This is a genomic window from Pseudomonas sp. 18175 (assembly GCF_050432925.1).
Taxonomy (GTDB): Bacteria; Pseudomonadota; Gammaproteobacteria; order Pseudomonadales; family Pseudomonadaceae; genus Aquipseudomonas.
Genome location: NZ_JBKFTO010000005.1, coordinates 244,653 through 257,133, shown reverse-complemented (window position 1 = coordinate 257,133; position 12,481 = coordinate 244,653). Strand labels below are relative to the sequence as shown.

12 protein-coding genes and 1 pseudogene are annotated in these 12,481 nt (G+C 63.3%); 8 read left to right on the top strand and 5 right to left on the bottom strand.

The features are described from left to right. Positions 1–237 precede the first annotated feature (237 nt). The 3 genes and pseudogenes from ACLD1Y_RS09345 to ACLD1Y_RS09335 all read left to right on the top strand — a co-directional run bounded on the left by ACLD1Y_RS09345 (position 238) and on the right by ACLD1Y_RS09335 (position 3,541). Complete coding sequence (locus tag ACLD1Y_RS09345) at positions 238–1,557, top strand: Na+/H+ antiporter NhaC family protein (RefSeq protein ID WP_200846516.1); 1,320 nt, start codon at positions 238–240, stop codon at positions 1,555–1,557. A 304-nt stretch (positions 1,558–1,861) separates the two neighbouring features. Beyond that, positions 1,862–2,683 (top strand): annotated as a pseudogene (locus tag ACLD1Y_RS09340) (cache domain-containing protein); the annotation flags it as partial. 36 nt (positions 2,684–2,719) lie between these two features. Beyond that, a complete protein-coding gene (locus ACLD1Y_RS09335) occupies positions 2,720–3,541 on the top strand; it encodes a methyl-accepting chemotaxis protein (RefSeq protein WP_429477628.1) in 822 nt (273 codons plus the stop codon). A gap of 49 nt (positions 3,542–3,590) precedes the next feature. Here ACLD1Y_RS09335 and yegQ read toward each other — a convergent pair whose 3' ends face one another. After that, positions 3,591–4,904 carry a tRNA 5-hydroxyuridine modification protein YegQ gene (gene yegQ, locus ACLD1Y_RS09330; protein WP_429477481.1) on the bottom strand — a complete coding sequence of 438 codons (1,314 nt, stop codon included), beginning with the start codon at positions 4,902–4,904 and terminating at the stop codon, positions 3,591–3,593. A 217-nt stretch (positions 4,905–5,121) separates the two neighbouring features. Here yegQ and ACLD1Y_RS09325 point away from each other — a divergent pair, with 217 nt between their 5' ends. From ACLD1Y_RS09325 to ACLD1Y_RS09315, 3 genes are read left to right on the top strand one after another with little or no spacing between them, the layout of a single operon-like run. Beyond that, positions 5,122–5,385: a DUF2790 domain-containing protein gene (locus ACLD1Y_RS09325; RefSeq protein ID WP_429477480.1), complete on the top strand. Its 264-nt coding sequence runs from the start codon at positions 5,122–5,124 to the stop codon at positions 5,383–5,385. Positions 5,386–5,427: 42 nt separating this feature from the next. Then, positions 5,428–5,640, top strand: coding sequence for a hypothetical protein (locus ACLD1Y_RS09320; protein WP_429477478.1), 213 nt, complete (start codon positions 5,428–5,430; stop codon positions 5,638–5,640). Between the two features lie 33 nt (positions 5,641–5,673). Next, a complete protein-coding gene (locus tag ACLD1Y_RS09315; RefSeq protein ID WP_429477476.1) occupies positions 5,674–6,882 on the top strand; it encodes a cytochrome c biogenesis protein DipZ in 1,209 nt (402 codons plus the stop codon). A 1-nt stretch (position 6,883) separates the two neighbouring features. Here the strand turns inward: ACLD1Y_RS09315 and ACLD1Y_RS09310 are convergent, their stop codons facing one another. Genes ACLD1Y_RS09310 through ACLD1Y_RS09300 form a run of 3 tightly spaced genes read right to left on the bottom strand, consistent with a single transcriptional unit; the run spans position 6,884 to position 9,508 of the window. Continuing rightward, positions 6,884–7,549, bottom strand: coding sequence for a response regulator transcription factor (locus ACLD1Y_RS09310; RefSeq protein WP_429477474.1), 666 nt, complete (start codon positions 7,547–7,549; stop codon positions 6,884–6,886). A 25-nt stretch (positions 7,550–7,574) separates the two neighbouring features. Beyond that, positions 7,575–7,946 (bottom strand): response regulator transcription factor, encoded by a 372-nt coding sequence (locus tag ACLD1Y_RS09305; RefSeq protein ID WP_429477472.1) that lies wholly within the window; start codon positions 7,944–7,946, stop codon positions 7,575–7,577. Next, positions 7,946–9,508 carry a PAS domain-containing sensor histidine kinase gene (locus ACLD1Y_RS09300; RefSeq protein ID WP_429477470.1) on the bottom strand — a complete coding sequence of 521 codons (1,563 nt, stop codon included), beginning with the start codon at positions 9,506–9,508 and terminating at the stop codon, positions 7,946–7,948. Before ACLD1Y_RS09300 ends, ACLD1Y_RS09305 begins: the two co-directional genes overlap by 1 nt. Positions 9,509–9,689: 181 nt before the next feature. On the opposite strand from ACLD1Y_RS09300, the gene ACLD1Y_RS09295 reads away from it, so the two are divergent. Both ACLD1Y_RS09295 and ACLD1Y_RS09290 read left to right on the top strand, forming a co-directional pair. Continuing rightward, entirely contained in the window at positions 9,690–10,106 is a 417-nt protein-coding gene (locus ACLD1Y_RS09295) for an organic hydroperoxide resistance protein (RefSeq protein WP_429477468.1), read from the top strand. A 149-nt stretch (positions 10,107–10,255) separates the two neighbouring features. Then, entirely contained in the window at positions 10,256–11,227 is a 972-nt protein-coding gene (locus tag ACLD1Y_RS09290) for a quinone oxidoreductase family protein (RefSeq protein WP_429477466.1), read from the top strand. Here ACLD1Y_RS09290 and ACLD1Y_RS09285 read toward each other — a convergent pair. Continuing rightward, entirely contained in the window at positions 11,208–12,443 is a 1,236-nt protein-coding gene (locus tag ACLD1Y_RS09285) for an MFS transporter (protein ID WP_429477464.1), read from the bottom strand. The two genes, ACLD1Y_RS09290 and ACLD1Y_RS09285, sit on opposite strands and share 20 nt — an antisense overlap. Between the last annotated feature and the right edge of the window lie 38 nt (positions 12,444–12,481).

Below are 12,481 nucleotides of genomic sequence, written 5' to 3'. Positions count from 1 at the left end.
ATCGGCCGATTTTTTCGGTTCTTTATTATTTAAACGTTCAATTGAAACCTGCTTTTGTGGTGAGCGAGCTTGCTCACCACACAGGCCCTTCACCCTGGTTTTGACATGTGCACGTGTGTCCGGCAAAGTGCGCGCCCTCTAATAAGACCTCCTTCAAGCCTGCGCGCCGGTTGCCACCCAATGGCCGTCCGGGTGCGGGCATGCCTGTTTTTTATGTTTCTGCTTGAGGTAACCATGATTAACGCAGTCATTGCCGCGGTCGGCACCATGCTGGTGCTCAGCCTGTCCCGCGTGCATGTGGTCATCGCCATCATCGTCGGCGCCCTGGTGGGCGGCCTCACGGGCGGCTTGGGCATCGATGCCACGCTTACTGCCTTCAATGGCGGCTTGGGCGGTGGCGCCACCGTGGCCTTGTCCTACGCTTTGCTCGGCGCTTTCGCCGTGGCCATCGCCAAGTCCGGCCTGGCCCACGCCCTGGCCGACAAGGCGCTGATGCTGGTGGACCGCCAGGAAGCCAGCGGCGGCAGTCACGTCAAATGGCTGCTGATCGGCCTGCTGTGGGTGGTGGCGATTGCCTCGCAGAACATCCTGCCGATCCATATCGCCTTTATCCCGTTGCTGGTGCCGCCGCTGCTGTACGTGCTGACCAAGCTGCAACTGGACCGCCGCCTCATCGCCTGCGTGATGACCTTCGGCTTGATCACCCCGTACATGTTCCTGCCGGTGGGCTTTGGCAATATCTTCCTCAACCAGATCCTGTTGGCCAACGTGGCCAAGAGCGGGGTGGATATCAGCCAGGTCAACGTTACCCATGCCATGAGCCTGCCGGCCCTGGGCATGGTGGTGGGCTTGCTGGTGGCGGTGTTTGTCAGCTACCGCAAGAAACGCGTGTACGACCTGGAGAAAATCGAGCGGGTCGAGCAAGTCGCGGTGCAGTACAACCCGCTGACCCTGCTGGTGGCGGGCCTGGCGATTGCCTCGGCGTTCATCATCCAACTGTGGCTGGACTCGATGATCATTGGCGCCCTGGCGGGGTTCCTGATCTTCTCGGTGTCGGGCATCGTGCGCTGGAGCGACACCGACGACCTGTTCACCGAAGGCATGAAGATGATGGCCATGATCGGCTTCATCATGATCGCCTCGTCGGGTTTTGCCGAAGTGCTCAAGGCCACGGGCGACGTGCGCTCGCTGGTGGAAACCTCGGCCGCGTTCATCGGCCATAGCCGTGGCGTGGGTGCCTTGCTGATGTTGCTGGTGGGCTTGCTGGTGACCATGGGCATCGGTTCGTCATTTTCCACGGTGCCGATCCTCGCCGCGATCTTTGTGCCGCTGTGTGTGCAACTGGGTTTCAGCCCGGTGGCCATCGTGTGCATCGTCGGTACCGCCGGTGCCTTGGGTGATGCTGGCTCGCCCGCGTCGGATTCCACCCTGGGCCCCACCTCCGGCCTGAACATCGATGGCCAGCACCACCATATCTGGGACACCGTGGTGCCGACGTTCCTGCACTACAACATCCCATTGCTGGCTTTCGGTTGGTTGGCGGCGATGACCCTCTGACACTTGCCTGTCGCGGTCTTGTGGTGGTGAATGGGGCTGTAGTGGTGAATGAGGCTTGTTGTGGTGAGCGGGCTTGCCCCGCGCTGGGTGGCGAAGCCGCCCCAAAACCGGACACCGCGCGCTCACTGGAGAAACTGGGTGCCTGGGTTGGGGCCGCTTCGCAGCCCAGCGCGGGGCAAGCCCGCTCACCACAACAAGCCCGCTCACCACAACAGCCCCGCTCACCACAGCAATCCCACTAACTACAGAAACCTCCTACGCCGCCGATAATCTCTCTAGTCGCCACTAATAAGAGAGAGAAGCCATGCGTCTGAGTTTGAAGGCCAAAGTCCTGTCCCTGGCCATCGTGCCGGTGTTGCTGTTTGCCGTGGTCATCAGCCTGACCACCGTGTGGATTCTGCAGGGCCAGGCGCGCAATGAGGTGGATGAAACCCGCCAACGCCTGCTCAACGACGCCAAGGCCACCCTGCACAGTTATGTGGAGGTGGCCATGAGCACCATCAAGCCGCTCTATGACGCGGCCGCCCCTGGCGATACCGCCGCGCGGGCCGAGGTGGTCAAGCTCCTGTCCAATACCAGCTACGGCAAGGACGGCTACTTCTTCGGCTACGACTCCGAGACCATCCGCCTGTTCAAGGGCAACAGCCCCGATGGCGTGGGCAAGAGCTTCAAGGACAACCGCGACCCCAATGGCGTCTATGTCAACCGCGACCTGGTCAAGGTCGGCAAGGACGGCACCCACTACCTGCAATACAGCTCCACCCAGCCGGGGCAGACCGAACTGGTGCCCAAGCTCGGCTACACCGAATACCTGCCCAAGTGGGACATGGTGATCGGTACGTCGGTGAACCTGGACGGCATCGAAGCCCAGGTGGCGGTGGTCGAAGCCAAGGTCAAAACCCGCATGGAAGGTGTATTGCTGAGCATCCTCGGCGTGGCCGTGGTGGTGTTGCTGGTGATCGCCGCCGTGGGCCTGTTGGTGGCCAATACCATCCTGCGCCCGCTGAACCTGATGAAAGCCAACCTCGACGACATCGCCGCTGGCGAAGGCGACCTGACCCGCCGTCTGGCCATCACCAGCCAGGATGAGCTGGGTGACTTGGCCGGTGCGTTCAACCGCTTTGTCGACAAGATCCACGGCCTGGTGCGCCAGATCACCGAAATGACCGGCCAGCTTACCGGCCTGGTCAGCCAGGTGTCGGACCAGGCCCAGCGTTCCGAGCAGGCCATGGAACGTCAGCGCCACGAAACCGACCAGGTGGCCACCGCGATCAACCAGATGTCCTCCGCCGCCCACGAAGTGGCGCGCAGTGCCCAAGGGGCCGCCGTCGCCGCGCAACAGACCGACGCCGAAGGCCAGGCGGCCAAGCGCGTGGTGGACGGCAGCATCGCGCAGATCCACGCGCTGGTGAACGATATCCGCAGCAGTGGCGTGTCCCTCGACAGCCTGCAGCAGGACGTGTCCTCGATTGTCAGCGTGCTCGGCGTGATCCGCTCCATCGCCGAACAGACCAACCTGCTGGCTCTCAACGCCGCGATTGAAGCGGCGCGGGCCGGTGAGGCCGGGCGTGGTTTCGCGGTGGTGGCCGATGAAGTACGCGCCCTGGCCAGCCGCACCCAGACCAGCACCCAGGAAATCCAGGGCATGATCGACCGCCTGCAAAAAGGCACCGAGGCCGCCGTGGACGCCATGCGCCGTTCCAGCGATGCGGGCGACGGCACCTCGGCCCAGGCCAACCAAGCCGGGGCGTCCCTGGACACCATGGCCCAGTTGATCGCGACCATCAACTCGATGAACGCCCAGATCGCCAGCGCCGCCGAAGAGCAAACCGCCGTGGCCGAAGAGATCAACCGCAGCGTGCATCAGATTGCCGTGGCGGTGGACAGCGTCGCCGATGAAACCCAACTGGGCGCCCAGACCTCCCGCAGCCTGGCGGATCTTGGCCAGCGGCTGGGGCAGTTGGTGGGCCAGTTCCGGATCTAACCTTTGTGGCGAGGGCGCTTGCTCCCACAGGGGAGAGGGGCACGGCTCATCAAACGTCGCGCATCAACAGGCCAAAACGCAGATCCATCGCGGCCGGGAGTGGCAGGTACACGGTGTGCCCATCCCCCGGCGCCACCTCGATGGCTTCGCCCTTGGCGTTGTGCATCATTTCAAGGTCAAAGTGAAAATTGCCGGCCGGGGTCATCAATTCCAGGTGATTGCCCACGGCAAAACGGTTCTTCACCTTGACCTCGGCCAGCTCGCCGCGCCGTGCGCCGGTCAACTCCCCCACAAATTGCTGGCGCTCGGAAACTGAGCTGCCGTTCTGGTAGTTCTGGTATTCGTCGTGCACATGGCGGCGCAGGAAACCCTCGGTGTAGCCGCGTTGGGCCAGGGATTCCAGGTTAGTCATCAGGCTGCGGTCGAAGGCGCGACCGGCCACCGCGTCATCAATCGCCTGGCGGTACACCTGGGTGGTGCGCGCGCAGTAGAAGTGGGACTTGGTGCGGCCTTCGATCTTCAACGAATGCACGCCCATCCGGGTCAGGCGCTCCACATGCTGCACGGCGCGCAGGTCCTTGGCGTTCATGATGTAGGTGCCGTGTTCGTCTTCAAAGGCGGGCATCTGTTCATCGGGGCGGTTGGCTTCTTGCAGCAGGAACACCTGGTCGGTCGGCGCGCCTATGCCCAGGGTTGGCTGGCATTGCTGGACGATATCGCCGCTGGTGTTTTCCACCGCTGGCGTGGCCTGGTATTTCCACCGGCACGCATTGGTGCAACTGCCCTGGTTGGCATCGCGCTTGTTCATGTAGCCCGAGAGCAGGCAGCGCCCGGAATAGGCCATGCACAGGGCACCGTGCACAAATACTTCCAGCTCCATGGCCGGCACCTGCTGGCGGATCTCGTCGATCTCTTCCAGCGACAGCTCCCGCGACAGGATCACCCGGCAGATCCCTTGCTGCTGCCAGAACTCCACGCTGGCCCAGTTCACCGTATTGGCTTGCACCGACAGATGCACCGGCATCATGGGGAAGTGCCGGCGCACCAGCATGATCAGCCCAGGGTCGGACATGATCAGCGCATCCGGGCCCATGGCGATCACCGGGGCCAGGTCCTTGAGGAAGGTCTTGAGCTTGGCGTTATGGGGCGCGATGTTCACCACCACGTAGAAGCGCTTGCCCTGGGCGTGGGCTTCGTCAATGCCCACGGCCAGGTTGGCGTGGTCGAACGCGTTGTTGCGCACCCGCAGGCTGTAGCGCGGTTGGCCGGCGTATACCGCATCGGCGCCGTAGGCGAAGGCATAGCGCATGTTTTTCAGGGTGCCGGCGGGGGCGAGCAGTTCGGGGGCGATAACTGGGAGCATGGGCGTGGGGTCGCAAAAAAGGCGCGAGGGTAGACGAGGCTCGCGGGCGGTTTATTGATCCAGGTCGTTCTTTGCGGTTTTTGTATCGCTGTGTATCGGCAAGCGCTTGGGATACGTACCGATTAATCCGCGGGTTTTTTCGACACAGGCGCGATACGTCAGGGGCATTTAATGGCTTCCAACGAGGCATACCGCCTCCACCCTGGAGACTGACGTTATGAACACCAAAGCCATCTTCGCCGCCTGCCTGTTTGCCGCCCTCAACATCTGCACCTTGTCGGCCCGCGCCGAAGCTGCCGTGACCGCGCACACCTACCACTACGGCACTGACCTGGACATCAAGCAAGTGGTGTCGATGAGCCAGGACGCCAAGCCCACCTGCGGCGTGGTGAATGCCCGCATGACCTACCTGGACTCCCACGACCAGACCCAGGTGCTGGACTACCTCAAGTTCGGCGACGGCTGCATCGGCGATAACTGAGTGCCCAACTTTCCTCCCAAGACTTGATACAGGAACACCGCCATGAACCCTCTGACTCGCTTTCTGACTGCCTCTGCCTTCGCCCTTGCCGGTACGGCCGTACACGCCAATGCCGCGGTGGAAAAAACCAACTGCGCCAGCAACACCTGTTTTCAACTGACCCCGGTGCAAACAACCTTCGGCGATGACCTGCTGGTGGAAGGCGGCGGCGACCGCACCCCACTGGGCCAGGCGCTGGATAACCAGACGGCCTGACCTGCCGTCCTCTGAACCCTAAAGGTGATAACCATGCTACTCATCGCATTCCTGGGCGGCATCCTGACCGTCCTCAGCCCTTGTATCTTGCCGGTGGTGCCGTTCCTGTTCGCCGGTGTCGAGCGCAACCGCCGCTCGATCCTGCTGACCCTTGGCGGCATGGTCCTGACCTTTGCGCTGATCTCAAGCCTGGCGGTGGCCAGCAGCGAGTGGGTGGTGCAGGCCAATAACACCGGCCGGCAGGTGGCGCTGATCGTGATGGGGCTGTTTGCCCTGTCGCTGATCTCTGCCCGTATCGGCGGCTGGCTGGCGCGGCCGTTGGTGTTGCTGGGCAACCGGATTGACCCGCACAGCCGTGCTTTGTCTGGCCCGCTCAAGTCGCTGTTGATCGGCGTCGCCACCGGCCTGTTGTGGGCGCCGTGTGCCGGGCCGATCCTGGGCGTGATCCTCACCGGCGCCATGCTGCAAGGCGCCAATGCGCACACCAGCCTGTTGCTGCTGGCGTATGGGCTGGGCAGCGCGTTGTCCCTGGGTACGTTGATTTTTGCCGGGCGTGGCTTGGTCAATCGGCTCAAGGTGTCGATCCCGGTGACCGGCTGGTTGCGCCGTGGGGCAGGGGTGGCGGTGCTGGCGGCGGCGGTGCTGATCTCCACCGGTGCCGACAAAACCTTGCTGGCCGGCACCTCGTCCGAAGGCGTCAGCAGCCTGGAAAAACGTGTGCTGCAAACCGTGCCCAAGGTGGTGGATTACGTGGTGAGCAAGGTCAAGGCCGAGCCGGTGGCGGATAACGCCCAGGGCGCGATGCCCTCGCTGGCCGGTGCGGTGCAGTGGCTCAACTCGCCTGAGCTGAGCGGCGAATCGCTGAAGGGCAAAGTGGTGTTGGTGGACTTCTGGACCTACGACTGCATCAACTGCCAGCACACCCTGCCGTATGTGAAGGCGTGGGCCAACAAGTACGCAAAGGACGGTTTGGTGGTGATCGGCGTGCATACCCCGGAATACGGCTATGAGCGCATCATCGGCAACGTCAAGGACCAGGTGCGCAAGCTGGGCATCACCTACCCGGTGGCCATCGACAACAACTATGCGATCTGGCGCAACTTCGATAACCAGTACTGGCCGGCCCATTACCTGGTCGATGCCAAGGGGCAAGTGCGCTACACCCACTTCGGTGAAGGCCGTTATGACGAGCAGGAGAAGATGATCCAAACGCTGTTGCAGGAAGCCAAAACGGCCCGCTGATTCAATTGAGCGGCTTTGCCAGCAGAGCCGCCATCTTCACCAGGTCCGCCAATGAGCGGGCCTTCATTTTGCGCATGGCTTTGCCGCGATGGGCCTTGACCGTGATTTCGCTGATCGCCAAGTCCGAGGCAATCACCTTGTTCATATGGCCGGCGACGACCATGGCCATGACTTCCTGCTCCCGGGGCGTCAGGCTGGCATACGCGCTTTGCAGTGCGCGCAAGTGATCCTGCTGGGCGAGGGCGGCGCGGCTGCGTTGCAGCGCATCGGCGATGGCCTCGAGCAATACCTCGTCATTGAACGGCTTGGTCAGAAACTCCACGGCCCCGGCTTTCATGGCGCGCACGGTGAGGGGAATGTCGCCGTAGCCGGTGATGAAAATAATCGGCGTGTCCGGGCGTTCATTGGCGATGGCGGCCTGCAGGTCCAGGCCATTGAGGCCGGGCAGGTTGATGTCCAGCACTAGGCAACTGGGCACCTGGGTGCGGGGCTGGGCGAGGAAGTCCTGGGCCGACTCGAACAGCCGTGGTTGCCATTGGGCGTAGCGAATCAACAGTTCCAGCGATTCGCGCACAGAAATGTCGTCGTCTACCACGAACACAATGGGCGAGGTGTCGGTCATCGGCGCAGCTCTGCGTTCATAGGCCATCAGGTGGGTTGCGTGCATCAGGATAGCTCCTCAAAGGGCGGGCTCAATCAAGTGGGATCGCCGCGCTCAGTGCCCTGAGCAATTGTGCTTCGCTGAAGGGCTTAAGCAGGCAGTCCACGGCGCCGTCGCTCAATAGTTCAGGCCGGTCACTGGCATCGCCATGGGCGGTGATAAAAATCACCGGGATGGCGTGGCCGCGCAGCTTGAGTGCGGCATGCAGGTCAGGCCCTGACATGCCGGGCATTGCCACATCTAGAATCAGGCAGCGGGTTTGCGCCACACACGGCGAGTCGAGAAACGCCTGGCCGCACGAAAACGCTTCGACAGCAAAGCCGAATTCCTTGAGCAGGTCGGGCAGGGATTCACGCACCGACTCGTCATCATCGACGACCGCCACGAGTAAAGGCTTTTGCATCAACTACCCTCCCTGGTCTCGTCGGCAGCCGCAGCCGCCAACGGTGGAATGGAAAACTGGAACGTGGCACCCGCCCCGTCATTGGCCGTGGCCCACAGCACGCCTGCATGGCGCTCGATGATCGAACGGCTGATGGACAGGCCGATGCCCATCCCGGCGCTCTTGGTGGTGTAGAACGCATTGAACATGCGCTCGGCATCCAGGGGCTCGAAACCACTGCCGTTGTCCTTCACGGCAAGGTAAACGCTCCGGTGTTCGTCCAGGCCGGTGCTGACGTGCAGGTGCCGCGCGCGGCCAGTCATGGTGGTCATTGCCTCGGTGGCGTTAAGGATCAGGTTGAGGATCACTTGTTGCAGCTGCACGCGATCGCCCCTGACGGTGGGCAGGCCATCGGTGAACCCGGGATACAGCGCAACGCCGTTGCGTTGCAACTCGCCCAGCAACATGGCGATGACTTCCCGGGCGGCTTCGTTGAGGTCGACGTCCTCGATGGTGATGCTTTTTTTCGAGAACAAGGCGCGCAAGCGTTTGATCACATCGGCGGCGCGGTTGCCGTCGCGGATGGTGCGGCGTGCGGTTTCCAGGGCGCCGGCCACATTCGGCGGGTTGGCGCCCAGCATGCGCAAGCAGGTGCTGGCATTGGTGATGATGCCCGCCAGCGGCTGGTTGACCTCATGGGCAATCGATGCGGTGACCGCACTGAGGCTGGCCACGCGGGCCAGGTGCGCTAGCTCCGAACGCACCTTGCCCAGGGTTTCCTCCGACTGCTGGCGCTCGATGGCGATGCTGGCAGCAAGCATTTCGGCTTGCTTGCGGTCCTCGATGTCGGTGTTTTCGCCATACCAGCGCGTCACTGCGCCCCATTCATCGCGCTGGGGCACGGCGCGCACCAGGAACCAGCGGTAGTGGCCGTCGAAGCGGCGTAGCCGGGCCTCGTATTCACCGGCCTCGCCGGACTGCAATAACGCGCCCCAGTACTGGGCCAGTTGTTCGGCGTCGTCGGGGTGCACCGAACGCGCCCAGCCGATGCCGCGAGCTTCGTCCAGGCTCATGCCGGTGTAGTCGCACCAGCGTTGGTTGACGAAACCGACGCTGCCATCGGGCGCGGCACTCCAGACAAAACCGGGAATGGCATTGATGATGGTGCTCAGGCGATCTTCCGAGGCACTGACCTCGGCCAGTGCGTGGGCGATCAGCGCCTTGTCGCGTTTTTGCTCGTCGATATCGATGCAGATCACCCACCAACGGGTGATTGCGCCCTGGTCATCGCGCATCGGTCGGCCATCACTGACAAACCAGCGGTGGGTACCGTCCGCCTGCCTCAGGCGCAGTTCTTTGCGATACGGCTCACCGCTACGCACCGCTTGCGCCCAGGCGTTGATCGTGCCGGGCAGGTCATCCGGGTGCACGGCCGACTGCCAGCCGGCACCTGCCGCTTCGCTGGCGGCGCGCCCGGTGTAGGCACACCAGCCTTGATTGACGTAATCGACGCACCCATCACCCTGTGCGGTAAAGGCCACGCCTGGCAGCGCCTCGACGACGCGATCGAATTCGTTCGACATACCGGTTCTCTATCTACAGGCGCCGTGTGACGAGGATGCCCTGTCCCATGGCGCTCGCCCATCATACTTAGGTGTCGCATGCCGGCCGATACCATTGTGTAATCGATGGCAGGCCTTGCCCCGTGCTGTGATGGGGGCACGCATTCCCTATGCGTTTTCCCTCATCCTCAGGAGCTGTTACATGACTGCCAAGAAAATACTCTATACCGCCAAAGTCCACACCACCGGCGCACGCGATGGCGGCACCTCGCGCAGCGACGACGGGCGCCTGGACATCCTGCATTCGCTGCCGGGTTCCAAGGGCAGCGGCACCAACCCCGAGCAACTGTTCGCCGCAGGCTGGTCGGCCTGCTTTGATGGGGCGCTGGGGTTGGCGGCGCGCACGTTGAAGGTGGCGCTGCCGGCTGATGTGGCGATCGATGCCGAGGTCGACCTGTGCACCGAGGGCGATGCCTACTTCCTGCGCGCGCGCTTGAACATCAGCCTGCCGGGGGTGGAACGGGCCGTGGCGCTGGCGCTGATCGAAACCGCCCACCAGACCTGTCCGTACTCCAAGGCCGTGCGTGGCAACATCGATGTAGTGCTCAACCTGGTCTGACTGTAAGCCACTGTATCCAACGCTGCCCCGGTTACACAGCCATTCAAACCGCTCGCCTGCCGACATGCCGCAGATACATGCCTTGCCCAGCATGACGGCAGGTTTCGGCGCCAGGTGGTGCCGAACGATCTTGCAGGTTGTGAACCCCCATGAAAGCGATTGTGGTGAATGCATTTGGAGGCCCCGAGGTGTTGGCGCTGGACGAGGTTACGCCGGGCAGGCCGGGGGCTGGGCAGGCGCTGGTGCAGGTGATGGCCGCCGGCGTCAACTTTATGGACACCGGTATTCGACGCGGCCTGGGCCAGGCCAATCCATTGCCCCTGACACCCGGCGTGGAAGGCGCGGGTGTCGTCGTGACCGTCGGCCCCGGTGTCACCGACCTGTCCCCTGGCGACCGCGTGGCCTGGCAGTACGTGCCAGGCAGCTATGCCGAAATGCTCATCGCCCCGGTCAGCCAACTGGTGCCGCTGCCCGATGACATCAGCTTCGAAACCGCCGCCGGCTTGATGATGCAAGGCCTGACCGCCAGCAACCTGGTGTTCCAGGTGCACGCTATCCAGAAGGGCGACGTGGCTTTTGTCCATGCCGCCGCCGGAGGGGTAGGGCTGATGCTGACGCAGATGGTCAAGTTGCTCGGCGCCAAGGTGATTGGCCGGGTGTCCCATGCCGACAAGGTTGACGCGGTACTGACCGCCGGTGCCGATTACGCGGTGATCGGCCGCGCCAGCGATATTGCCCGCCAGGTCGAACGCCTGATCGGTGGCCAAGCGGTCAACGTGGTGTACGACGGCACCGGTGCCGAAGGCTTCGACGAGTCGATCCGCCTGCTGGATTACTTTGGCACCTTGGCGTTGTACGGCCCGTTCATGGACCCGATTGCGCCCATCGATATCTTTGCCATGCCGCGCAGTATCAAGCTCACCTATCCCTCGGTGATGCACCATGTGGGCACCCGCGAAGCCTTGTTGGTGCATGCCCGGCAACTGTTTACCTGGGTACGCACCGGGCGGCTCAACGTGAGCATCGGCCAGCGTTACACCTTGGCAGAAGCGCAGCAGGCCCATCGGGATATTGAGTCGCGGCGCAGTATCGGGAAGCTGATTATCCTGCCTCAACACTAATGTTTGATCTCCCAATATTGCTACGCCCACGCCAGATCAGCAGCGCTGCCAACAATTGGCTGCCGGCATAAAAGGTAAACAAATCCTGAGGCCGCCACTGGGCGTCAAGCAGCACACCGGCGACGGTGGGCGACACAATCGCCCCCAGCCGCCCGGTGGCCAGCACCAGGCCGACGCCACGGGTGCGCACCGGTGTGGCAAACGCCTGGGGCGCCATCACAAACAGCGCCGCAATAGCCCCATAGAGCAACAACCCGGCCATAAAACCTGCCCCGGCGGCCAGCGCCGGAACACGGGTGGCTGCCACCATCAACAGCAACAGCAGCGCGTCCAGTAGCAGGCAGGCCAGCAATAGCTGATGGCAGCCGAACCGATTGGCCGCCAGCCCCACCAACAAGGCCCCGAGCATGCCGCCCACGGTGAGCAGCAACCCGCCGGTGACGCCATGGTGCTCGGAGAAACCGCCCTGGGTCAGCAGGATCGGGGTCCAGCTCATCACAAAATAAAAGCCGAACATCAGCAAAAAACACACCGCCGCCAACGCCAGAGTCCAGCGCCAATGCCCGGCGTTGAACAGTTGACCAAAGCCCGCACGCAGGCGATCTGGCTTGAGCACCGGCGACTCGCGCAACCACAGCACGCCCGCCGACCCCGCCACCAGCGTCAGACCGCCCCCGGCCAGGAACACATAGCGCCAACCCACATCGTCGTTGAGTGCATGCGCCAACACACCGCCCAGGGTTGCGCCCAGGGCAAAGGCCACCGACTGCAAGGCAATTGCGAGGCCGCGTCGGTGGGGCGGGGCGTATTCGTGGGTCAACACGTTGGCCCCCACCAGCACTGCGCCAACGCCGACCCCGGTGAGTGCCCGCAGGCACACCAGGCTGTACAGGCCCTGGCTCCAGAACGACAGCACCATGGCCACGCCGCTGAGCAACAGACTGGCCAACAGCATCGGCCGGCGCCCATGGCGGTCGGCCAGGGGCGCGGCAAACAACGAGCCGCAGGCCATGCCCACCAGGCTGGCACTGAGCAGCAGGCCGATCTGCGCGCCGTTCAGCGCCCACTGCGCCGCGACCCGGCTGACAGTGAACGCCATGGCCATCGCATCCAGCCCATCGATCACGTTGAACAGCATGCACAACCCGACCACGGCCCACGCCGCGCTCGGCGTCGAAATACGGCCTGTGCCTTCGCTGCTTGCCTGCCCACTCATCACTGTCTGTTCCCGCCTTTATCGAGTGCCGATGGCAG